The 24317-nt window shown below is 32.3% G+C and carries 22 protein-coding genes and 1 pseudogene; 19 read left to right on the forward strand and 4 right to left on the reverse strand.

The annotated features are described in order from the left end of the window. Positions 1 to 28: 28 nt before the first annotated feature. From EV214_RS04420 to EV214_RS04445, 6 genes are all read left to right on the forward strand, one after another. Positions 29 to 1144 (forward strand): ABC transporter substrate-binding protein, encoded by a 1116-nt coding sequence (locus EV214_RS04420; protein ID WP_165916230.1) that lies wholly within the window; start codon positions 29 to 31, stop codon positions 1142 to 1144. After that, positions 1095 to 2831 (forward strand): ABC transporter permease, encoded by a 1737-nt coding sequence (locus EV214_RS04425; protein ID WP_243116559.1) that lies wholly within the window; start codon positions 1095 to 1097, stop codon positions 2829 to 2831. The genes EV214_RS04420 and EV214_RS04425 overlap by 50 nt, the downstream gene beginning before the upstream one ends. After that, positions 2828 to 3889: an ABC transporter ATP-binding protein gene (locus tag EV214_RS04430; RefSeq protein ID WP_132243123.1), complete on the forward strand. Its 1062-nt coding sequence runs from the start codon at positions 2828 to 2830 to the stop codon at positions 3887 to 3889. Before EV214_RS04425 ends, EV214_RS04430 begins: the two co-directional genes overlap by 4 nt. Positions 3890 to 4133: 244 nt before the next feature. After that, the gene (locus tag EV214_RS04435; protein WP_132243125.1) at positions 4134 to 5141 is read left to right on the forward strand and encodes an ABC transporter substrate-binding protein; all 1008 of its coding nucleotides are present in this window, start codon (positions 4134 to 4136) and stop codon (positions 5139 to 5141) included. After that, on the forward strand, positions 5113 to 5871 hold the full coding sequence (locus EV214_RS04440) for an ABC transporter permease (RefSeq protein WP_165916231.1): 759 nt from the start codon (positions 5113 to 5115) through the stop codon (positions 5869 to 5871). The genes EV214_RS04435 and EV214_RS04440 overlap by 29 nt, the downstream gene beginning before the upstream one ends. Position 5872: 1 nt before the next feature. Beyond that, on the forward strand, positions 5873 to 6580 hold the full coding sequence (locus EV214_RS04445) for an ABC transporter ATP-binding protein (protein ID WP_132243129.1): 708 nt from the start codon (positions 5873 to 5875) through the stop codon (positions 6578 to 6580). A 46-nt stretch (positions 6581 to 6626) separates the two neighbouring features. Here EV214_RS04445 and EV214_RS04450 read toward each other — a convergent pair whose 3' ends face one another. Both EV214_RS04450 and EV214_RS04455 read right to left on the reverse strand, forming a co-directional pair. Continuing rightward, complete coding sequence (locus EV214_RS04450; RefSeq protein ID WP_132243131.1) at positions 6627 to 8507, reverse strand: PocR ligand-binding domain-containing protein; 1881 nt, start codon at positions 8505 to 8507, stop codon at positions 6627 to 6629. A gap of 372 nt (positions 8508 to 8879) precedes the next feature. Next, the gene (locus EV214_RS04455) at positions 8880 to 9038 is read right to left on the reverse strand and encodes a DUF1540 domain-containing protein (RefSeq protein WP_132243133.1); all 159 of its coding nucleotides are present in this window, start codon (positions 9036 to 9038) and stop codon (positions 8880 to 8882) included. Positions 9039 to 9180: 142 nt separating this feature from the next. Between EV214_RS04455 and EV214_RS19620 the strand changes: the two are divergent. Continuing rightward, positions 9181 to 9255 (forward strand): annotated as a pseudogene (locus tag EV214_RS19620) (IS3 family transposase); the annotation flags it as partial. 31 nt (positions 9256 to 9286) lie between these two features. Here the strand turns inward: EV214_RS19620 and sstT are convergent. Continuing rightward, positions 9287 to 10522, reverse strand: a complete 1236-nt coding sequence (sstT, locus tag EV214_RS04460) for a serine/threonine transporter SstT (protein WP_132243135.1) — start codon at positions 10520 to 10522, stop codon at positions 9287 to 9289. A gap of 911 nt (positions 10523 to 11433) precedes the next feature. Here sstT and EV214_RS04465 point away from each other — a divergent pair. The 8 genes from EV214_RS04465 to EV214_RS18655 all read left to right on the forward strand — a co-directional run bounded on the left by EV214_RS04465 (position 11434) and on the right by EV214_RS18655 (position 19481). Further along, a complete protein-coding gene (locus tag EV214_RS04465; protein WP_165916232.1) occupies positions 11434 to 12555 on the forward strand; it encodes a TMEM165/GDT1 family protein in 1122 nt (373 codons plus the stop codon). A gap of 109 nt (positions 12556 to 12664) precedes the next feature. Next, the gene (locus tag EV214_RS04470) at positions 12665 to 13081 is read left to right on the forward strand and encodes a hypothetical protein (protein ID WP_132243139.1); all 417 of its coding nucleotides are present in this window, start codon (positions 12665 to 12667) and stop codon (positions 13079 to 13081) included. A gap of 196 nt (positions 13082 to 13277) precedes the next feature. Next, positions 13278 to 14402 carry a 4Fe-4S binding protein gene (locus tag EV214_RS04475; protein ID WP_132243141.1) on the forward strand — a complete coding sequence of 375 codons (1125 nt, stop codon included), beginning with the start codon at positions 13278 to 13280 and terminating at the stop codon, positions 14400 to 14402. A gap of 527 nt (positions 14403 to 14929) precedes the next feature. Beyond that, the gene (locus tag EV214_RS04480) at positions 14930 to 15601 is read left to right on the forward strand and encodes a response regulator transcription factor (RefSeq protein ID WP_132243143.1); all 672 of its coding nucleotides are present in this window, start codon (positions 14930 to 14932) and stop codon (positions 15599 to 15601) included. Then, positions 15598 to 17064: a sensor histidine kinase gene (locus EV214_RS04485; protein WP_132243145.1), complete on the forward strand. Its 1467-nt coding sequence runs from the start codon at positions 15598 to 15600 to the stop codon at positions 17062 to 17064. Before EV214_RS04480 ends, EV214_RS04485 begins: the two co-directional genes overlap by 4 nt. 2 nt (positions 17065 to 17066) lie before the next feature. Then, positions 17067 to 17957 (forward strand): LysR family transcriptional regulator, encoded by an 891-nt coding sequence (locus tag EV214_RS04490; RefSeq protein WP_165916233.1) that lies wholly within the window; start codon positions 17067 to 17069, stop codon positions 17955 to 17957. Positions 17958 to 18122: 165 nt separating this feature from the next. Then, positions 18123 to 19100: a YeiH family protein gene (locus tag EV214_RS04495; protein WP_132243149.1), complete on the forward strand. Its 978-nt coding sequence runs from the start codon at positions 18123 to 18125 to the stop codon at positions 19098 to 19100. Positions 19101 to 19307: 207 nt separating this feature from the next. Beyond that, positions 19308 to 19481 carry a hypothetical protein gene (locus EV214_RS18655; protein WP_165916225.1) on the forward strand — a complete coding sequence of 58 codons (174 nt, stop codon included), beginning with the start codon at positions 19308 to 19310 and terminating at the stop codon, positions 19479 to 19481. 147 nt (positions 19482 to 19628) lie between these two features. Here the strand turns inward: EV214_RS18655 and EV214_RS04500 are convergent, their stop codons facing one another. Then, positions 19629 to 20792, reverse strand: a complete 1164-nt coding sequence (locus tag EV214_RS04500) for a M20 family metallopeptidase (RefSeq protein ID WP_132243151.1) — start codon at positions 20790 to 20792, stop codon at positions 19629 to 19631. 256 nt (positions 20793 to 21048) lie between these two features. On the opposite strand from EV214_RS04500, the gene EV214_RS04505 reads away from it, so the two are divergent. From EV214_RS04505 to EV214_RS18660, 4 genes are all read left to right on the forward strand, one after another. Continuing rightward, entirely contained in the window at positions 21049 to 21348 is a 300-nt protein-coding gene (locus EV214_RS04505; protein ID WP_132243153.1) for a DUF2325 domain-containing protein, read from the forward strand. A 306-nt stretch (positions 21349 to 21654) separates the two neighbouring features. Continuing rightward, complete coding sequence (locus tag EV214_RS04510; protein ID WP_330571253.1) at positions 21655 to 21939, forward strand: FeoA family protein; 285 nt, start codon at positions 21655 to 21657, stop codon at positions 21937 to 21939. Positions 21940 to 22091: 152 nt separating this feature from the next. Next, entirely contained in the window at positions 22092 to 24092 is a 2001-nt protein-coding gene (gene feoB, locus EV214_RS04515; protein WP_132243155.1) for a ferrous iron transport protein B, read from the forward strand. Positions 24093 to 24101: 9 nt separating this feature from the next. Then, positions 24102 to 24269, forward strand: coding sequence for a hypothetical protein (locus tag EV214_RS18660; RefSeq protein WP_165916234.1), 168 nt, complete (start codon positions 24102 to 24104; stop codon positions 24267 to 24269). The last annotated feature ends 48 nt before the right edge of the window (positions 24270 to 24317 follow it).

Here is a 24317-nt window from a genome sequence, read left to right on the forward strand (position 1 = left end):
AATAAGAAAAAATAAAAGGGGTGTAAAAATGATGGGTAGAAACATGAAAAAAAGTAGTTTCTTGTTATTAACATTACTATTTGTGGGGATGATGGTATTTTCAGCTTGTAGTGCTAATAATGTTGAAGAAGAGTCAGAAACAAATGAAGAGGCATTGAAAACAAATATAGCTTCAAATCAATCAATATATAGTGGAAAAGAAGGAAAGATTACTGTATATTTATCAGGATCAGAACCAATGATAAAAAAAATAGAGGAGGAGTTTGAAGCTGAAAGAGGAGATGTAATAGATTTATTACATATGGGTTGTGGACCATTACGTCAAAAGGTTTGGACAGAAAAAGAAGCTGGTCAAATTCAAGCAGATGTAGTTTGGGGATCAGATCCTTTAATGTATATGGCATTAGCAGATGGAAAATATCTTGAAAAATATGTACCAAAAGAATTTGATACGATTAAGCCTCAATATCAAGTTGGAGATGGACATTATACCTTGGTAAATGAACGATATGGTGTGATTATTTACAATAAAGATAATGTAGCAAAAGAAAGTGTTCCGAAATCTTTTGAAGATTTAAAAGATAAAAACTTTGATGGAACAATGATTATGGCTGATGCAAATCAATCTTCTACTGCATTGGCACTGACATCAGCATTATATGAAATGAGCGGAAAAAATTGGGATTATTTAAAGGCAATGCATGAGAACCATTTATTTTTAACAAAGAAAAACGGAGAAGTATCTTCTAAGATTTCAGAAGGAGAATTTGATATTGGCATTGCACCTCATGATGGGGTACTAAGATTACACAAAAAAGCAAAAAAAGATGGATATAAAATACCTGTATCAATTGCTTGGCCAGAGGAAGGGGCTTTGTCTATTCAAAGACCAATAGCAATTATAAAAAATGAAGCGAGACCAGATGTTAATGAAAAAATAGCTAGAGAATTTGTTGATTTTATTTTATCTAAAAAGGTTCAAAATATCACAACAAATTTTGGATTTGTTAGTGTAAGAAAAGATGTGGCATTGCCTGTAGGGGTACCAGAAGATGTAAAGGTTATACCTGTAGATTGGAGGTACGCAAGTGAGCATGAAGATGCGTTGCGAGATGGATTCAAAGAGATCATGCAAGAAAAGTAAACATTTTACAAAGCATATTTTTAGAAGATTACGGTCTGATTCTCAGACCGTAATTCTGTTCGTTGTAGGCGTATTTATAAGTGTGTTTGTTTTATATCCGTTTATGGTTTTACTTTTCAAAAGTTTAATTTGTGAGGGAAAATTTAGTTTAGATTTATATAAAAATATTTTAAAAGATCAACAAAACTACGTAGCTATAAAGAATACGATTTACGTTTCATTGGGCGTAACTTTATTGACAAGTTTATTTGGAGGAACACTAGCTTGGCTGGTGACTAGAACAGATTATATTTATAAACGAGGAATAAAAGCATTCGCGTTTCTAACTTTTATGATACCATCTTATGTATTATCTATTTCATGGATAGAACTTCTTGGAAGAAATGGTTACTGGAATCGTATACTGAAAAATGCATTTGGCGTATCTAAATACAATTTTAGGGCGTATTCTTTAGAGGCTGTTATCATTGTTATGAGCATACATTTGTATCCATTAGTATTTATGGCAATTACAAATGCTTTAGAGAAAACAGACCCTTCTTTAGAGGATGCTGCTATTATGAGTGGTGCTAGTAAATTGAAAGCAGTTATGACGATCACATTACCTTTAATGATCCCTAGCTTTGCATCTATAGGATTATTAGTATTTAGTCGGACTATGGCAAATTTCGGTGTTGCTGCTGTTTTAGCATTGCCTGTAGGAAAAGAGGTATTAACAACGAGGATATATAGTGCATTAACCAATTTGGATTTAGGACTTACGATAGCAATCTCTATGGTATTGGTTGTTTTTTCTGGAATGATATTTTTTTTCAATAGTTTTTCACTTAGAAAAAGAAGATTTACAACAATGAATTCAAATAGTCAGGAGGCAAAGCCAATTCAATTGGGAAAATGGAAGAATATAATCATATTTTTTGTTTTTCTATTCCAAACTGCTACAACGATGGTTCCATTAATCGTGATTGTTATATCTTCATTCTTAAAAAGGTGGGGACTTGCATTTACACTAAATCATTTAACTTTAAATAACTATCGTGTCTTGTTGTTTGAAAATCAGTTGACGATAAGTGCTTTCAAAAATAGTATTTTTTATGGGATGATTGCTGCTACAATTGCTGCAGGTATGGGTACAATTATTTCATATATTTCTAATAAAACAGATATAAGAGGAAGAAGGGTTCTTGAATTTGTTGCAACTTGGCCCATGACATTTCCGAATATTGTTTTAGCTGTTGCAGCTACACTTACTTGGATGAATCCACCATTTAGATTATATGGAACACGATGGATTATTATTGTAACGTATATGGTATTGTTTTTACCTATAGCAATAAAAAATATCAATGGATTGATACAAACTCAAGATATTTTTCTCGAAAAAGCAGGGAGAATATCAGGGGCTTCTACAATTAGAGCATTTAAAGACATTACTTTACCTATGATTATGCCTGGGATTCGTTCAGGTTGGATTTTAGCATTTTTAATAGCATTGAGAGAAATACCGATTTCACTTTTGCTTTATTCACCAGGAACAGAAACAATAGGGGTTATGTTATTTGGGCTAAAGTCCAATTCATATGGATTGGAAATGACATCAACCCTTGCAGTAGTGATTATACTCATGACTACTTTAGGACATATTTTACTCAAAAAATTAAAAAAATGTCACAATGGAGGTGTATGAAAATAATACAGGCGCAAATAAGAGGATTGGTTAAAAAATATGGAAAAGTGGTAGCGATAAATGGTTTAGATTTAGACATCAATAAAGGAGAAATGTTATCAATTGTTGGACCAAGTGGATGTGGGAAGAGTACACTTTTGTCTTGTATTGCAGGATTAGAAAAGCCGAATGATGGTGAAATTGCTATTGATGATGAACTTGTATTTTCTACAGACAGAAATTGTTTTAAATCACCAGATAAAAGACAAATTGGATTTGTTTTTCAAAACTATGCCTTATGGCCTCATAAAAGTGTTTTTGAGAATGTCGCTTATCCACTGAGAATAAGAAAAAAATGTAAGTATCTTATAAAAAATGAGGTAGAAAGAGCATTATCTATTGTTAGATTATTAGGAAAGGAAAGGCAATATCCTTATGAATTAAGTGGTGGTCAGCAGCAAAGAGTAGCATTAGCAAGGGCATTAATAATGAAGCCTAAGCTATTATTGCTAGATGAACCTTTATCGAATTTGGATGCAAAATTAAGAGAAGACATGCAATATGAAATAAAACGCATACAAAAAGATATGGAAATTACCATTATACACGTTACACATGATCAATATGAAGCGATGGGAATATCTGATAGAATAGCAGTGATGAATAGAGGGAAGCTTATACAGGTGGGTACACCTAAAGAATTATATGAACATCCTAAAACTGAATTTGTGGCTAAGTTTATAGGAAAAACAAATATTATCCATAGTCATGTAACAGAAGAAAATGGATGTAGCAAGTTAGCGTTATTTGAACACGTCTTTATTGAAGATAGATATACTACAGCAAATATTGGAGAGAAAGTTATTCTATCTATTAGACCTGAGGACATTTCTTTAAGAAAAGAAAAAGGAATGGGTAAAGGCAAGATTAGGAGAATGTTTTATAGAGGAAATGTTATTGAATACACAATTTGTATAGAAAACAAGGAGTTGAAGGTGCAAACAAGTCCCAAAGAAGAATATAAAATAGGAGAAGAGGTTTGGATTCATATACATCAAATAAAGGGTGTCAAAAATTAAAATGGTGAAAAATAGGGAAAATATGAAAGAAATATAGTCCTAAAAGGTGCAAACTATATTTGCATTATAAAGTATGCTATACTGTTCATATAAAAAAAATTGAAAAATATAAGCAAATTGCGAGTAAAATCAAGTATTTTATACAATGATTAAAGGGTTATAAAATACGAAATAATTAGCTTTGCTAGTATGAATTTTTAATAAAAAATCTAGGGGTAAATAAAAAAACAGAGAGGGTGCTAAAATGAAAAAGATTTTATCTTTAATGATGTTTTTTTTACTTGTTTTTAGTGTTGTAGGCTGTTCAAAGAAAGACAATACATACGGAGATGTACAAGGAAATAAAGCAGTTGAAAAAGAATTTGTAAAAATAGTAGGATTAAAAGGGCCTACCTCTATAGGAATGATAAAAATGTTTGAAGAAAAACCATTTTTAGGGGAGAATTTAGATTCTTCTTATGAAATCGCTGGAAGTCCTGATATTTTGGTGTCTAAGCTTTTATCAAAAGAGGTTGATTTCGCAGCCTTGCCTACAAATGTTGCTGCGAAGCTTTATAATAAAGAAGCTGGGTATGAAATGGCGGCTATAAATACCTGGGGGGTGCTTTATGTAATGACACAAGGAGAAACAATCAAGACATGGGAAGATTTAAAAGGAAAGAAGATTAACGCTATTGCAAAAGGGTCAACTCCTGATGTGGCTTTTAGATATTTATTAGAGAAAAATGGATTAGATCCTGAGAAGGATGTTACATTAGATTATACATTTAATCATGTTGAGCTTGCACAAGCCATGATTGCTGGAAAAGTAAATATTGCAGTATTACCTGAACCATTTGTTACCATGGTCAGCATGAAGAATAAAGAAGCCACAGTTGCTATGAATATTCAAGAGGAATGGGAAAATGCATTAGGAGAAAATGCGGCGATCGCACAAGGTTGTCTTGTTGTAAGAAAGGATTTTGCGCAGAAGCATCCAGATGCTGTTAAGAACTTTTTAGATGAATATGAAAAGTCTATCAATTGGGTAAATGAAAATAAAGAAGAAGCTGGAAAACTTATTGAAAAGCATGGAATTGGGATGAAAGCTAAAATAGCAGAGTTAGCCATACCAAGATGTAATATTGCTTTTAAAGATGCACAAAACGCAAAAGAAACTGTACAAAAATATTTAAAAGTACTTTATGATTTTTCACCAAAAGATGTGGGAGGAAAACTTCCGGATGAGAATTTCTATTATAATCAACAATAAATTTCCAACCATTCTATCGGTATTAACCTTAATCATAACTTGGAAAATCCTCTCCGAAATCGTGGATCAGGAGATGATTCTTCCTTCTCCTGAAGTTACCTGTAAAAGCTTGATAGTTCTTTTGAAATCTAAAACTTTTTTCAAAGTGGTAATGACTACTATAGGAAGAGGCTTAGTAGGATTTTTTTTATCCTGTATTTTGGGATTGATTGTGGGGATTTTTACAGGGGTAAGTTCAGTGATCGAAAAAATTGTAGCACCTTGGCTGATTATTATAAAATCTACCCCTGTTATGTCTATTATTATACTGGCACTTATTTGGTTTGAAACAGAGCATGTGCCTATATTTGTAAGTTTTTTAGTAGCCTTTCCAATTATATGTGTAAATGTTTCTGAAGGTATGAAAAGTGTGGATCAAAAAATCATTCAGATGGCTCAAATATATGGAGTGAAAAAGTGGAGAATACTCTTTGAAATCTATCTTCCGTCTATTGCTTCTTTTTTTGTAGCAGGCATTTGTACTGCTATGGGAATAGGATGGAAAGCAGTAATTGCAGCGGAGGTTTTGAGCCAACCCAAATATGCGATAGGAACAAGTCTTTATACATCAAAAATTTATATTGAGACAGCAAGCGTTTTTGCATGGACTGTTGTTGCAATATTTTTAAGCTTTGTTTTTGAAAAAGTGATCAGAATACTAGAAAAAAAGATCATTAGATGGAGAATATAAAATGACACTAAAGATTCAAAATCTGTGTAAAAGCTATGAAAATATGAAAGTGTTTCAAAACTTTCATATGGAAATTTCAGAGAATCATATTACCTGTATTTTAGGACCATCAGGATGTGGAAAAACAACGCTTTTAAATATGATCAGTGGGATCATACAGCAAGATGATGGCACATTTTTAGGCTTAGAGCATAAAGTGATTAGTTATCTTTTTCAAGAACCAAGACTTTTAGATTGGAAAACTGTTTGGGGAAATATTGAATTTATACTAAAGGATATTTATCAAAAGGAAGAAAGAGAAAAGATTATATCAAAATATATTGAAATGGTTGGCTTAAAGGAATTTAAAGATTATTATCCGCCACAGCTTAGTGGAGGCATGATGCAAAGAGTTTCTATTGCTAGAGCGTTTGCTTATCCTTCTGACATACTCCTTATGGATGAACCTTTTAAAGGATTAGATATAAAGATAAAAGAATCACTTTTTTATGCTTTTATTAAATTGTGGAATGAAGATCTTCGAACAGTGATTTTTGTTACCCATGATATAGAAGAAGCATTACTTTTAGGAGATCATGTTTATGTTTTAGGAGATATCCCTGTTAAGATAAAAAAGTGTTTTGAAATTTCTATGCCAAGAGAAAAGAGAAGTATGGAAAAAGAAACATTAAAAGAAATAAAAAAGGAAATTTACAAAATATTAAAATAATCCATTGAATCTTTCAAAAAAAGAGTCTATTCCATAGGCTCTTTTTTCATGATGAATATATGTCTGAAAATTCAATAGCAATGACTTCAGTATAAGTATTTTGAACATAACTGTTTACAATGTTTTTCTTTGTACTTAAAGGCTTTGCAGGAAGTGTTACAATAAATTCACTGCCCTTACCATATTCGCTTTTTGCTATAATCGCACCACCGTGCATCAACACCAATGACTTCGTAATGGATAACCCCATACCACTGCCTTCGTGATTTCTTGTCAGAGATTTATCTACTTGTCTGAAACGATCAAATATTAATTGTAGTTTTTCTTTGGGAATGCCTATCCCTGTATCTTTTACAGATATGATCACTTCTTTTTTTGATGAAGTTATATTTACTATTATTTTGCTGTCTGGTTTTGAAAACTTTACAGCATTAGATAATAAATTAAGTATAATTCTTTCAACTGCATAAGGATCAATGCGCATAATTTTTTCTTCTGTATCCGTATCAAATAGAAGACTTATATTTTTATTTTTTATATAATCTGCAACTGATAATGTTAGATCTTCAATAATGTCTACAATATTACAATTCTGTAAATGCAACTTTAAATAACCAGAATCTATTTTTGTAATATCTATTAAATTATTTGTCAATTTTATTAATCTATTGCAGTTTTGTTTTAAAACATGCATACGTTTCTTTACATTTATGTCTTGGGAGATTACTTTGTTTTCTATTTCTATTTCTAATTCTAGCAATTGGATGGTACTAAAAATTAAATTAATAGGCGTTTTTATTTCATGGGACAGATTTGCAAAAAAATCGCTTCTTAATTGCTCCAATTCAATGGTTTCTCGTAAAAGTTTTTCTTTTTCTGCAACTTTTTTTTGAAGCTCTTCAAGTCTTTTTCTCTCGGATATATCTTTAAATACAACAAGTATTTCTCTATTGTTATCATAAGGAATAAAAGAAGAAACAGTTTCTACATATAAGATTTTTTTATCAAGGATTCGAATAAATTTCTCTTCCGTTAATGACAGGGAACCTGTTTTTTCTATGTTTTCCATATTTTCGTAAAAAACTTCTCGATAATCTGGATGAGGGATAAATAATTCTGTTAGTTTTTTACCGATAACTTTTTTTGGATGCTCAAAACCCAAATAGTTTGCAGAAGTTCTATTTGCAAATAAAATGGTGTCTTTGTTGCGGACACAAATGCCATAAGGAAAGAGCTCTATGAGGAGTCGATACCTTTCTTCGCTTTCTTTAAGGCTTTTTTCAATGTGTTTTCGTTCTAATATATCTTTTTCTAGTGCTACATTGATCTTTTTTAATTTTTCAGTACGTTCTGCAACCATATTTTCTAGATTAGCGTTATGACGTAATAATAATGATTCCGTTTCTCTTTGTTTTAATTCTTTTAAAATTATGTTCGTAAGCATGTCTGCTATTTGCAAATAGTAAGCCATATAAGATTTAAGTTGTTCTTTGGAAATAATAGGGACAAGTGATAGGGCTTTAAGATATGCATCTACATCAAAGCCAAATTCCTCGGCTTGCTTACGAAAGTATTTTAGGTCAGGTTTATGATAAAAAAATTGTCCTAAAATTAAGTTCGCAATATGTTCGCCTTCGATAACAATAGGAATAGTCGATTCTATTAATCCATTTTGGCATTGATAAATAGTATATTTTTCTTTTTTGTTAACCATAGTTTTCATGGAGAGGTCGCTTTTTGTACAATTATAAGCACTCTTTGAGTTGACTCTATGAAATTTTGTACAGATATCTTGCCATCCTATACCACTTAAAACATTTCCATCAGGGTCAAGAAGGCCATGAGGAACTTTTGAGATATTATAAAATGTTTCCATAAGTTTTTGAAACTGAGATATATCTATAAGATCAATAAGCTTATATTTCATAATTTGCACCCCTTAAAATTATAAAAATAATAAAAATGTAATATTTAAGTATAAATAAAAAGTATGCATTAACTTTTAAGTAAGATATGAAATGATTTCTTTGAATCTTATAATAAAAATAAATGTATTATACTATATTTTAGTGCATATCACTGGCATAATTTGTAGAAATTTGCGATAGATATGTATATTTATAAAAAGAATTATATAAAAGGATTTCTTGTAAAAAGATACAGCAGCTACTATATCTTTTTACTTATTCTAAATTCCTCCATAATTCCTTCATAATTACTAAATATAATAAAAGCATATTAAAGAGATGAATGGAAGGAATAAATTAAAGAATCCTCACAGTGTGAGGATTCAAATTTATTAAGATCTTTCGAAACTTCCACAGTCTGTAGATTCTTTTGTTGTAGCAGTAGGACCATGTTTTATAACCTCAATATGATTAAGCGTACATTGTTGTACATTTTTTGCATGATGTCTACATTCACTTACAGTACATCCAATGCTATCATTTGCTTGCATTAATATTTCACCTCCTTGGAAGATACAAAAATAGTTTGTGAAAATGTAGAAAGAATTATACTGAAAAATGCTTTGCTATATAATAACTTTTTCGTTGAAATTGCGACAGAAACAGTTTTATTAGACAATATAGGATCTAGTATATCAATGGAATCTAAAAAAGATGACTCCTGTTCAATACAGAAATCATCTTTTTAATATAGAATCGTTTTTTTAAAAAATTGTTTTTAACAAAGGATAATTTTTAATTATTTTTTAGGAATAACGATTTTTTTTCCTTCTTTTCTCCACTCTGCGAATTCAGATACAGCTGTGAAAAGTACATCAGTTGACGAGTTCAGTGCAGTTTCACAAGAGTCTTGTATAACACCTATAACAAACCCTACACCAACGACTTGCATTGCTACATCATTTGGAATACCAAACAAACTACATGCAAGTGGAATCAGTAGTAATGAACCACCAGCTACCCCTGATGCACCGCAAGCACTTACAGCGGAAAGTAAACTAAGGATTAACGCTGTTCCGATATCTACTTGAATGCCAAGTGTGTTCACTGCCGCAAGCGTTAATATAGAAATCGTAATCGCAGCACCTGCCATGTTTATCGTTGCACCAAGTGGAATAGATACAGAATAAGAATCTTTGTCTAAGCCTAACTCGTCACAAAGACGCATGTTTACTGGAATGTTTGCTGCTGAACTACGTGTAAAGAATGCTGTAATACCACTGTCTTTTAAACACTTAAGAACAAGTGGGTATGGATTTTGACGAATCATAATAAACGTAATAATTGGGTTTACAACAAGTGACACGAAGAGCATAGATCCAACTAATACAAGTAGTAATTGACCATAGCTTAATAACGACTTAATACCTTGTGTTGCAATTGTGTCAAATACAAGACCCATAATACCAAGTGGTGCAAAGTTAATCACCCATCTTACGATTTGAGATAATGCATCTGAGGCATTACTAATCATTGTCTTAGTAGATTCTGGTGCGTTCTTTAAAGCAAGACCAAGAAGTAATGCCCATGATAGAATTCCGATGTAGTTCGCATTGTAAAGTGCCTTTACTGGATTATCAACCACATTCAATAATAACGTCTTAAGAACCTCTACAACACCACCTGGAGGTGTTATGCTTTCAATACCTGCTCCAAGCGTTAATGTTACTGGGAACATGAAACTTACAATAACTGCAACAAGCCCAGCTAAAAAGGTTCCTAGCAGATACAAAATTATGACTGATTTCATCGTCGTTTTTTGACCACTCTTATGTTGCGAGATCGCCGAGGTTACTAAGAAAAATACTAGAATCGGTGCAACAGACTTTAATGCACCAACAAATAATGAGCCAAAAATAGTAATTGGCTTTGCTACATTAGGAATTGTTACAGCTAAAATGATACCAACAATAAGACCAATAATAATTCGTTTCACTAAGCTGAGTTGATTCCACCTTTTAATAAAATTACTCATTTTTTTCCTCCTTATACATAAATGATAGTAGTCGATTGTAGTATGATACAATCATTTGTTTGATTACTTTTTAGCCATTAGGCTTTTATATTTTCCGCCTCTATGAAAACAAAATCATCTGCTAATCATAGAGGTGGAAATTAACATTAAAAAGGTGAAGCGGCTTTTAAACTATTCTTTAAGTAGTCTGCATTTTTCCATAACTTTTTATTCAATGCTGCACTTTCAATCGAAAGATTGATTGTTTTAGAGCATGTTCCAATTTGAAAATCAATTTTATCTGATAATCGAAAGCGTCTTTCCTAAAGCACCAGGATGTTAGTGTGTTTGACAGACAAACAATCATTTCTCTGTTGAAAACGTTTTCCAATATTTTGAAAAACATGAGAATAACAATGTTTTGTTGTGAAATGAAGGGTGAATGGATTTATAAACAACTACGTACATCTAAAACAAATGATATTCCTACTATGATCGTTTGTATTTCACGGACAGTATATCATGAGTTTTGAGATGTTTCAAGATTTTTTTTGGATTTGGAATAATTTAAATGTTTTAATCCTATATTATTCATAAAGACCAAATATCTTGTATTTTTAAAAGAGGCATTGGGTTCCTTTATTTTTAGAAGATCTGTAGTTTGATTTTGTGAATATTTAGACATTCATTTTCTCATGTTGAAATAAATAGAAAAATATGATATATTGAAAAAATGTTAAAGATAGGTTAAAAGGGAGTAGCCATGGAAATTTTTCATAGATATGGATCAACATACTGGTGAAAATACCTGGTTCTATTTACTTTATATTTTAAAGGGGCGAGACTTTTAGCTTAATAAAGCTATTCATAAAGGATAGTTTTATTAAGCTATGGGTTTCGCCTTTTTGCGAGGAAAAGGGAGGATATGGAGCATGTTACAAGAGTTTATTCGGTCATTATTTTTAATATTTATGGCAGAAATGGGGGATAAGACACAGATTTTGGCAATGGCATTTGCAACACAATTTAAAGTTTATGAAGTATTGGCAGGTGTTTTTATTGGTTCCTTATTAAACCATGGGATCGCAGTAGCTTTAGGGGCTTATCTTTCTAACCTTATTCCAATGGGCGCTATACAAATCGTAGCAGGATTTTTATTTATAGGATTTGCCCTTTGGACATTAAAAATAGATGATGACGAAGATGAGGAGAATAAAGGAAAAAAATTTGGACCTGTTTTAACGGTTGCACTAGCTTTTTTTATTGGAGAACTTGGAGACAAGACACAGCTTGCCGCCATTACTTTATCTGTGGATGCAAGTTTTCCAATATTTATTTTGATGGGGACCGTATCTGGAATGGTATTAACCAGTGGGCTAGGTATTTTTGTTGGGAGCAAAATAGGGGATAAAGTACCAGAACTTATCATAAAATTGGTTTCTGCGGGGATATTTATGATCTTTGGGATTACAAAATTATATACGGCAATGCCTAGAGACTATATGCATCCTGTTCAGATCATTATATTCTTTACTTTATTAGGAATTAGTACATATATCTTGTTAAAACCTATTTTAAAAGCAAGAAAGGCAGGAGAGCTATCTGTTTTTAAAGAAACCGCGTTAACCCTTTATGAATATAAACATAGAATTAAAGAGAGTGTGGATGAGATATGTCTAGGGGAAATTTATTGTGGCAAATGCCAAGGAAAGTATTGCATTATAGGGTATACAAAAGTAATGCTCCAGCAGTTGAGCCTAGATAAAGAAAACATTCCTTTAGAAGATTTACAAGATTTTTCTGAAAGCCTAAAGAAAAATTTTCATCAAGAACAAGTAATAGAAAGCTTGAGTATGACAATATCTTATTTAATGGAGGATATGGAAAAAGAGGATAAAGAACGTAAAATGATTCATAAAGTAAGAGAAACGTTAGAGCTTATATTGTTTAGAAAAACATTCAATTATGATGGAAACATAGAAAGCTATTTTAAAGCATTAAAAGAAGCAGATGAAAAAATAGGCAATCAAATTATAAAAGGTGTAGAAAAATGAATAGAATAGTTTCACATGAACGTCCTTGGATTGTCACAAGACTGTCACATTAGCAAGATATAATAAACACATCAAAGAAAAACAATAAAAAAAAAGGGAGATGCGTAGAATGAGAAAAAAAATGATTGGTTTAACATTAGGAGCACTTTTGACTGTGTCTAGTATAGGGTTTGCTTTTGCTGCTGAGGCAGATACCAAAGTAGATACTACTACTTATGGAAGAGGCAATGGTGTGAGATTGAGTACAACAACTACTTCTGTTGAAGATCTATTAAAGGAAAAGATCAAAAGAATTGATCAATTGGTTAAAGATGAGAATCTCACAAAAGAAGAGGGAGAAAATTACAAAAAGATTATTACAGATAGAATGAAAGATTGTACAACAGTAGGCGAAAACAGAGAAAATCATGAGAGACTAGGAATTGGTTTTGGTAGAGGCGGTGGATTTGGGCAAGGGCAAGGCGCAAAAGATGAATCAGGCAGAGGAAATGGTCGTGGCATGGGATTTTGTAGAACCCAATCATAATCTAGTTTAAAAGAAGGAGCAGAGCTTGTTTGGCTGCTCTTTCTATATACCAAAAATTAAACTTGGTTTGGTAGAAGGATCCTTTTTCATAGTAAATGGGGGCTGTATTTTATACAGTCGCTTATCTTATACTTGAAGAAGTGAACATTTTATCTAGCGTGAATAAAAAATCGATATTACAGAAAGGGTGAAATAAATGAAAGATAGATCTATAAAAAATATAAGACGATTGATTCTTGCTATTTTTCTAATATTTATAAGCTACAGAGCATACATGCATCAAGTATTAGGGGGAGGAACGGAAGGATCTCCATCGATTCACGCATTATGTCCCTATGGCGGATTGGAAAGTTTTTATACATTATTATCATCAGGAACATTTATTCAGAAAATATTTTCAGGTACATTTGTACTATTTGCTTTAACAATTATTCTTGCAATTATTTTTAGAAGAAGTTTTTGTGGTATTTTATGTCCTTTTGGTGCGCTTCAAGAATTTTTAGGTATGATCGGACAAAAACTATTTGGCAAAAGATTTGTGATGCCAAAGAGAATAGATCAACCAATGAGATATTTGAAATATATTGTACTTCTCATTACAACCATAGGGGCATGGGTTACAGCAGAAATGTGGATGGCGCCTTATGATCCTTGGTCAGCATATGGACATATTTTTGGAGAAGTAGAGGAAACATTTGTAGAAGCACCTATTGGGATAGGACTTTTAATGATTACTATTGTAGGATCTATTTTATATGATCGTTTTTTCTGTAAGTATTTATGCCCTATGGGTGCATTTCTATCGATTGTATCAAAGGTAAGCCCTTATAAAATAGAGCGTAATGAAGAAAAATGTATTGATTGCGGTATCTGTAGTAAAAAATGTCCTGTAAACATAGAGGTTGCAAAGGAAAAGGTGATTACAACAGCTGAATGTATCAATTGTCAAACCTGTGTACTATCCTGTCCCAAAGAAGGGGCTTTAGAAGTGAAACATGGAAAAAAAATACTTACCCCATTGATTGTGATCATAGCGGTTATCGGTATTTATTTTGGGGGTGTTTTCGCTGCCAATATAATGGGAATATATGAAGTATTACCAGCACCTATTCCGGTAGGACAAATAATGGATTCAGAAGAACTAAAAGGATATATGGCTTTGGAAGAAGTATCAAAATATATGGATATATCTATGGATGAATTATATACGAAGCTTGATTTACCTAAGAACATTCCACATAATACAAAATTAAAAGAAATAAAAAATTATGTTGAAGATTTTGAAGTGAGTGTTGCGAGAGAAATATTAAAAAATAGATAAAAGGATATAGATGTGTCCGTAAAAAATAAAACAAATATTTCAAAAATAATCCTTTGAAAAATATTTGTTTTAAAGCGGACACATCTATATTATTTTGAAAGATTCAAATTCTGTATATAGTTATATTTGATGGCATGTTTGATCTCATCTGTTAGAATTTCAAATACCATATCTCTGTAATATCTAGTAGGGAGACCTGCACGAATTCTTTTATTAATTCCAAAGATTTTTGGAAAGCTTGTTGATCAAAATATAGACTGTTGTTTCAACGATTTATCAATTTATAAGATGCCCACTTCTGATGAACATACTAAGTGAGAGTGTGAAACTTTTTACTTGAGGGAGCATAGATCGTTTGCTGTTGTATAGATTGCTAATATGTAAATGATTTATATTTTTACAAATGATTGAAAAATATCCATAATATCATATGATTTATTTTTTATATGCTATACACTTATTATATAATATGAAATATAGTGGATTTGGTGCATAATAAAGGGAGAACCTTCATGGAGGTGAATGGCATGCGAGGAAAAAAGATCCTTGTTGTGGAAGATGAAAGTAGAATGAGAAGACTAATCGGAGATTATTTAAAAAGAGAAGATGTGCATATAATTGAAGCTGAAGATGGGAAAGAAGCGTTAGATTTATTTGAACAGGAAAAAATAGATTTGATAATATTAGATATCATGCTTCCTAAATATGATGGTTGGACGGTTTGTAGAGAAATAAGAAAAACATCTAATGTTCCGATCGTCATGCTTACTGCAAGAAGCGAAGAGTCAGACGAATTGTTTGGCTTTGAACTGGGTGCAGATGAATATGTTACAAAGCCCTTTCGTCCAAATATTTTGGTAGCAAGAGTAAAAGCGTTACTAAAGAGGCATATGAAAGAAGAAAAAATAATGAATTTTGAAACCATTCAAATTGATATAAAAGGACATAGAGTATTTTTAGATGGTATAGAAATAGAAATGACACCAAAGGAATATGAACTACTCCTTTATATGGCCAATAATAAAGGGAAAGCATTATCAAGAGAACAGTTATTAGATGGGGTATGGGGCTATGATTATTATGGAGATTTAAGAACAGTAGATACGCATATAAAAAGATTAAGAATAAAGCTTAGAGACAAAAATTATGTGATTCAAACTGTAAGGGGAGTAGGTTATCGATTTGAGGTGGAGAAATGAGAAAATCTATTGGACTAAAATTATTTATGGGTATGACTTGTTTTGTTTTTATCATTGTAGGATTATCTTGGATTTTAAATACAAAATATCTAGAAAATTATTATTTAGATAAGAAGAAGGAAAGTCTGATAGACTATGCACGAGAAATTCAACTTATGTATAAGGATAATATAGAAAATATAGAGGATGAAATTGCAAAGATAGAAAACAAAATAGGTGGAAATATTCTTAAAATCATATTGAATGAAGAAGATGAATATGATGCATTTGCAGGGAATAGAAGAGGAAGACATGGTTTTGGAGGAATGGGAAAAGATATTCCTCTTACAAAAGAAGTTTTAAACAGGGTATTGATGGGAGAGTCGGTTTTAGAAATTTTTAAGCATCCAAAGCTGAAGGTGAATTTTTTAGTTTATTCTGTACCATTAGAAGACAATAGCATTTTGGTATTACAAACATCTATTGCATCGATTCAAGAAAGTGTGAAAATTGCGAAGGCATTTTATCTATATATTGGAATTATTTCTTTAATGATTGGAACGGTGATGGCATTTTTGTTTTCAACAAGATTTACAAAACCTATTGTAGCATTAAACCGTGTTGCTAGAGGAATGGCAAAATTAGATTTTAGTAAAAAATATAAAGTACAAAGTAAGGATGAAATTGGCGAGCTAGGAGAAACGATGAATTATTTATCGGATCAACTAGACCTTACTATATTCGAATTGAATGAAGCCAATAAAAAGTTGAGAGAAGATATCGCGCGAGAAAGAAAAATAGATCATATGCGAAAAGAATTTATATCCAGTGTTTCTCATGAATTAAAAACCCCTATTGCCCTGATACAAGGGTATGCAGAGGGACTTTATGAGAATGTGGCAGAAGACGAAGAAAGTAAAAATTTCTATTGTGAAGTGATTATGGATGAAGCAGACAAAATGGGGAAATTGGTGAAAGATTTATTGGCATTATCCCAAATGGAATCAGGAAATAAAAAACTAGAAATAGAAAATTTTCATATAAATGATCTTGTTGAAAAAGTCTACAATAAATATAAGCCCATCTTTCAAGAGAAAAATATACATGATCGTTTAGAAAAAGAAGATAAGAGATTGAAAGTAAATGGAGATCCATCAAAAATAGAACAAGTATTAGTGAATTTTATAAATAATGCGATCAATCATATAAGTGGAGAAAGAAAACTAAAAGTATGCATAGAGGATCGGGATGAAAAGGTTCGAATCGAAATATATAATACAGGAGAAGCTATACCAAGTGCAGAGATGGAGAGGATTTGGGATAGCTTTTATAAGGTTGATAAAGCAAGAAGTAGAACATATGGTGGAACAGGATTAGGATTATCCATTGTAAGAGGAATACTTAAACTTCACAATAGCGCATTTGGTGTTTTTAATAAAAATGAGGGTGTGGTGTTTTGGTTTGAATTAAGAAAAGGGGAATGAAAATGCTTTTTATAAGACAAATAACTTTTTATACACTGGCACAAGTGAAGAGTTTTACCCAAACAGCCCAAAAACTAAATATTACCCAACCAGCTGTTTCGCAGCATGTGAAATATTTAGAGGAAATGTATGGGGTAGATTTAATTAAAAAAGAGGGAAGAAAACTATGTCTAACAGAGGAAGGAAAAATTCTTTACGAGCATATTGGAAAAATATTTGCGATGGAGAGACAAGTATCGCATATGCTAAAAAATCAAAATAGCATTATCAAAAGATATAAACTAGGTGCAACCAAAACGATAGGGGCTTATTTGATTCCGGAAATTTTAGGGAAATATAAAAAACAATTTCCAAATCATGAAGTAATTTTAGAGGTGGCAAATACAGAAAATATTTTAAGTAAATTAGATGATGGGAAACTTGATTTAGCTCTGGTAGAAGGTTTGTTCAACAAAGAAAAATATGATTATACTTTGCTAAAAAGGGACGAATTGGTAGCCACTTTTTCTTCATTCCATCCTTTTACAAAAAGGAAAGCAGTAAAATTAGGAGAAGTATTAAAAGAAAATTTGATTATTCGAGAAGAAGGATCAGGAACAAGAACCATCACAGAAAAGTATCTAAAAGAAAAAGGCTATAAGAAAGAAGCATACAATATTTTTATGGAAATAGGAGATATTACGGCGATTAAATCTTTAATAAAATGGGATTTAGGGTATAGTTTTATTTCGAGAGAAGCCATTAAAAGAGAATTAGAGGAGCAAAGTTTAAAAATTGTAAAAGTGGTTGATTTAGGTATTGAACGGAATTTCAATTTTGTATGGCGAAAGGAAGAGCGGTCTACATTTATGGAGGCGTTTATAAGATTTTCTATTTCTGCTATAGATGGATGAAGTATTTAGGGCTGTTCTTAAATAGATGATGGAAGAAAAAGTTAAGAATGATTTAAAGAGTATGCGTACATTCATATTCTATAAATTATACTTATAGAACTATTTTAAATTATAATTTTTAATAATAGATTGTTTCTGCTATCCTATAAAAAGGAGGTGGAAGCTATGGAAAATATAAAAAAATATATACCAGGACTTATTTTTGTATTTTGTATTAGTGTGGTATCTAAGTTAATGAATGAATGGATGTCTCCGAGCATTCAACTAGAAGCATTAACTATTGGTATTATATTGGGAATGATTATCAAAAATACATTGGGTGTAAAAGAAAGCTTCAATCCAGGTATACAAGTTTCTTTGAAAAAATTATTAAAGGTAGGAATTATACTCTTAGGCTTTAAGATGAATTTCTCTGCAATCGCTAATTTAGGGCCTCGTGTATTAGTAATGGTTGTTATTTTTGTTTTTATTGCCCTAACCCTATCAATTTTATTAGGAAAAGCACTGAAAGTAAATACAAAATTAGCGGCTTTAGTTGGAGTAGGTTCATGTATTTGTGGGGCAGCTGCAATTGTTGCCGTTACACCGTGTATTGATGCAAAAGAGGAAGATTCAGTACTGGCTGTATCAATAATCTCTTTCCTAGGGGCAATAGGGGTGATAATGTATTCTAGTATTTCTGTTGTTTCTTCTATGACGGATATGCAATATGGGATATGGTCTGGTGTTTCGCTACAAGGGGTAGCACATGCACTGGCAGCAGCTTTTGCGAGAGAAGGATCAGGAGAAATAGGTACATTTGTAAAAATGGCAAGAGTACTTATGTTAGTACCTGTGTCCATTATTTTAGGATTTGTGTTTAACACTTCAGGAAAAGAAGGGAAAAGAGCAAGTTTTCCAATGTATGTATTGTATTTTATACTAGTAGGTGTAATTGCTTCATTAGGAATTCTACCAATTTATTTTTTAAAGAAACTTACAACCCTTAGCAGTTGGTGTATACTCATGGCAATGATAAGTATGGGACTCATGGTAAATTTTAAAACTATTAAAGATAAGGGGTTACAAGTAATTCTTTTAGGAAGTACTATATTTTTAACATTATCTGTGACAACCTATTTTATCATTCTAAAATTTTTCTAAGCATGAAGGACAATTGTTTAAATAGTTGAGTGATTTGATAGGGCGATTTTTTTGATGTATTATCGCTATAAAACGATATAAACAGATTTTATCCTACAAATAAAAACAACTTTTGCATATCAATAATGAAATTTTTCGCGAAAGACATATGGTAAAATGCTTAATAATAGTTATAAAATATATCTCAGTTACTTTGGAGGGAGTATCATGAAAAAAATAAAGAGAATTATTTTAGAAAAAGTAGAAGGTGCATCAGCAGAAGAGATATCAGCGTTATCACAAGAAATGAATGCATCTACTGAAGAATTAGCAGCTTCTGCACAAGTACTAAGTGATATGACAAAGAATATGATGGAACAGGTTAATAAATTTAAAATTTAGATAAAGCAAAAATAGATAGAATTGGCGTTAAGTACAAAAGAACAAGGAGATCCTTATTGGATGTCTCTTGTTCTTTTGTACTTATATGACATAATTATAACTTTTAGTTTTCATAAAAACTAAAGCAAGGAATCGTGCTTGTTAGATTTATTTCTCGATACATTCAAATTCTTCCTGTATATTATGTAGAAGATCTTTATCCTGAATGACATCAATCGCAGTAAGAACCAATGCACCGATTGTTTTTTTCATACCATCATAAGCAAGAGGTTTTCTTGTAGCTTGGGCAAATTCTTTTGAGTGGGCTACGATGGGTGCATCAGATATACCAAAATAAGGGTGGATTGTAGGACATATATGACTTACATTTCCTGCATCTAAAGATCCATAGCTATCCTTTGCTTCTTGAATATTTTCTATACCCATGCTCTTTAAGTTTTTGCAGTATGCTTCTGATAGGGTATAGTTTGATATCAAATTATCATAACTATATTCGTAATTAATTATTTCGAGGGTGGTTCCAGTAGCGAGAGATGCGCCTTTTGCGCAGTTTTTCACTTTCTCTACAAGTTCCGTTAAATAGGTTTTTGTTGTAGCCCGTACATAAAATTGAGCAATAGCTAAATCAGGAACAATATTTGCAGCTCGACCCCCTTCTTTGATAATACCATGTATACGAGCATCTGACTTTATATGTTCTCTTAATGCATTAATAGTGTTGAATGTGTTTATGACTGCATCTAAAGCATTTACCCCTTCTTCAGGACAAGCTGCTGCATGGGCAGTTTTTCCGTTGAATGTAAATTGAAGGGCTTCCATTGCTAAAGATTTTCCACTTTTATAATGATGATCTGCGGGATGGACCATCATAGCAAGTGCAATATCATCAAAAGCACCTTGATTGGCCATATCTACTTTCCCACCACATGTTTCTTCAGCAGGAGTTCCAAATACAACTACTTTTCCACCTATATCTGATATGATTTTACTTAGTACAATCCCCGCACCTGTACTTGTTGTGCCTAAAATATTATGGCCACAACCATGGCCAATTTCAGGCAAAGCATCATATTCTGCCAAATAAGCAATGCTAGGGCCTTGTTTTGAACTTTTAAATTCAGCACGAAAGGCTGTCTTTATTCCTAAGTAGTTTTCTTCAATAGTAAAACCATATTTTTTTAATAAATGAACATGGGCTTTGCACGCTTTTATTTCTTCATTGCCAAGTTCAGGATGATCCAAAATATATTCACTTAGTACAACCAATTCATCATGCATATCTTCAACAAGATTTGATACTTTTTTTATCATGATATATCCCTCCGATTGAATAAATTTTTCCTTTTTATTATACTACCGAATCCTTTAGAAAGCATTATATCGTTTTCAAAAACAATTTTTAGAAAAGTCTATAATGAATAAAATTGGAAACAGTACCTATATGGAGAATAGATGTTTTGATGATAGAAATTAAGTGTGCATGGACTTTAAGAATTTATATTGACAAATAATTGTTTCCACTATATAATAATGATAATCAATATCAATAACAATAGGAGGGATCTGAATGACAGCATTAATTGTTGGCGGAGATCGGCTAGGAAATATACCACAAGTGTTAAACGACAAAGGGATTGATGATTATATTCATTGGGTGGGTAGAAAAAAAGGAATGCGCAACAAGACAATCCCTACGAATATTGATATGATCATTGTGCTATATGATTTTATTGAACATAACTTAGCAAACATTATTAAAAAAGAATCTAGAAGCATGGAGGTTCCTTGTATATTTTCTAAAAGAGCAGGTAGTGATTTAGCAATGAAACTAGATGCTTGTAAACATTGTAATAGGTGTTGTACATAGAGAAATTTTCACAATATCAAAAAGATTAGAAGGAGAATGGAATAATCATTTTCTGCCTAATTTTTATTTGTTGATCGAAATAAATTGTTCAGCTCTATATTGAGTACGTATAGATAAAAGGTAAAGAGTCTACTATAATTAGACGAAATATAAGATTCTACGGACTTTGTAAAAAATGATAAAACTGTTGACAAATATTATCAAATAATATACAATGTATTTGAAAATGATAATTATGATCATGTAAGATGTTGAGATAAATGAAAAAGATTTTCATTAAAATTATATGTATTAGGAGGTATATATATGGCTAGTATTTTAGTAAGTGAAGTGATGACTGGAACTTATGAATTTGAAGATTCAGGTGGGGATTCGGTGAAAAACTTATCTGAGGCAAAAGTGGATGTAGAATATACAATAAGAGAGATTGAAACCAATGATAATGAGCTAAAGAGTTTCCTATTTACGTTAGGCTGTTACGAAGGTGAAACGGTGACAGTAATATCCGTATTGGCTGAAAACTATGTTATATCTGTAAAAGATGCAAGATACAGTATTGACTGGGAGTTAGCAAAAGCTATCATTGTATAATTTTTATTGGAAGCTATAGAGATATAGCTTTTCAATTGGCCATAAACTTAATTTTAGTCAACTTTGATGTTTGATTTCATATATAATAAATTATTAATTTACACTTATTTTAAGTTAGCGATGCTGACGAAATAAGATTTAGGAGGGGAATTATGAAAATAGCACTAACAGGGAATCCCAACAGTGGTAAAACAACAATGTTCAACGCCATAACAGGGAAGATTGAACATGTTGGTAATTGGGCGGGTGTTACCATTGAGAAAAAAGAAGGGGATATCAAAAAGAATTTGAACAAGACAGGTATAGAGATTACGGCAGTTGACCTTCCAGGTGCATATTCTATGTCACCATTTACATCGGAGGAATCAATTACTCGTGATTTCGTTAAAAACGAAAATCCAGATGTAATCATCAATATTGTTGATGCAACAAACTTAAGCAGAAGTTTATTCTTCACAACACAACTTATGGAATTAGGCATTCCAGTAGTTGTAGCACTTAACAAGAGTGACTTGAATGAGAAAAAGAAAACAGCAATTAATGTAAAAGCATTAAGCAAAGCTTTAGGCTGTCCAGTTATCAAAACCATATCAACGAAAGTAAGCGACAATGGTTTAGAAGCGTTAATTTCCAAAGCTGTAGAAGTTAAAGGGAAAAGTCAAACAGCGCCATACGATAGTAAGCGTATTGATTTTGCAAACGCTAAAGCGGTGGAAGCTTCTGATAAAAAGCGTTATGAGTTTGTTAATAGCATTGTTTCGAACGTTGAAGATCGTAAGGTAAGCAGTAACCATCAAACAAAGCAAGATGCTGCTGATAGAATATTGGCGCATAAATGGTTTGGAATTCCAATCTTTGCAGCAGTTATGTGGGCTGTATTCTCCATTTCCCAAACACATCTAGGGCCATTGTTAGCAGATACATTTGCTGGCTGGATTGACGGTCTATATGCATGGACGGAAGGTATGCTTGGCGAAGGTGTATCGCCAATCCTTAGCTCACTGCTACTAGACGGTATTATTGGTGGGGTTGGTGCTGTAGTTGGATTCTTACCTCTTATCATGGTATTATTCTTCTTATTGGCGTTACTTGAAGATTGTGGTTACATGGCGCGTGTTGCTGTAGTAATGGACCGTTTCTTCAAGCGTGTGGGTTTATCAGGTAAATCAATTATTCCTATGGTTATCGGTACTGGTTGTGCGATCCCTGGAATTATGGCAACTAGAACTATAAAGAATGAAAGACAGAGAAGAACCACTGCAATGTTGACTCCGTTCATGCCTTGTGGTGCAAAGTTACCGGTTATTGCATTATTCGCTGGTACGTTCTTTGACGATGCAGCATGGGTTGGTACAACAATGTACTTTATGGGTATCGCCATCATTATTCTTGGTGCGTTGATCGTAGTAAGAATCACTGGTGAGAAAAATGCAAGATCATTCTTCATTATGGAGTTGCCAGAATATAGATTCCCAAGCATCAAAAGGGCTACAATTTCAATGCTTTCTAGAGGAAAAGCATTCATTATTAAAGCTGGTACGATTATACTTCTTTGCAACGCAGCAGTGCAAGTTATGCAAACATTCAACTGGCAATTCCAAGTTGTTGCTGAAGGCGCAGAAAGTACAAGTATCTTGGCTAGTATTGCATCACCATTTGCTATTCTATTGATTCCATTAGGATTTGGTGTGTGGCAGTTGGCGGCAGCGGCTATTACTGGTTTCATTGCAAAAGAGAATGTTGTTGGCACTTTGGCTGTAGTTTATTCGATTACGAACTTCATTGATACTGAAGAATTGGCATTAGTATCAGGTGGGGCAGATGTTGCAAGTGTTATGGGGTTAACTTCAGTGGCGGCGTTAGCGTACCTTATGTTTAACTTGTTTACACCTCCGTGTTTTGCAGCTATTGGTGCAATGAACGCGGAAATGGAAGATAGAAAATGGCTTTGGGGCGGTATTTCATTCCAGTTCGGAATGGGTTATGTTGTAGCATTCCTAACTTACCAAATTGGTACGTTAATAACAACAGGTTCTTTAGGTACTGGTTTCATTACTGGATTTATTGCTGTTGCAGTAATGGTTGGATATGTTGTTCACCTCGTGATAAAAGGGAACAATAAAGCACAGCAGAAGTTAAAAATGAGTGCATAGGAGAAAATCATGACAAATATAATTGTTGGAGTGGTGATCGTATCAATTATTGGCTTATCTATTGCGAAGGTTATTTGTGAAAAGCAAAAAGGTGTCAAATGTATTGGTTGTCCACATGCCGGATCCAATAATAAAAAAAGTAATTGTAGTTGTAATACAGCGAAATTAGATAGATAGTATTTAAAAACCTGAGGAGATTTTTTTCACAGGTTTTTTTATTTGCAA

Source organism: Marinisporobacter balticus (assembly GCF_004345705.1).
Taxonomy (GTDB): domain Bacteria; phylum Bacillota; class Clostridia; order Peptostreptococcales; family Thermotaleaceae; genus Marinisporobacter; species Marinisporobacter balticus.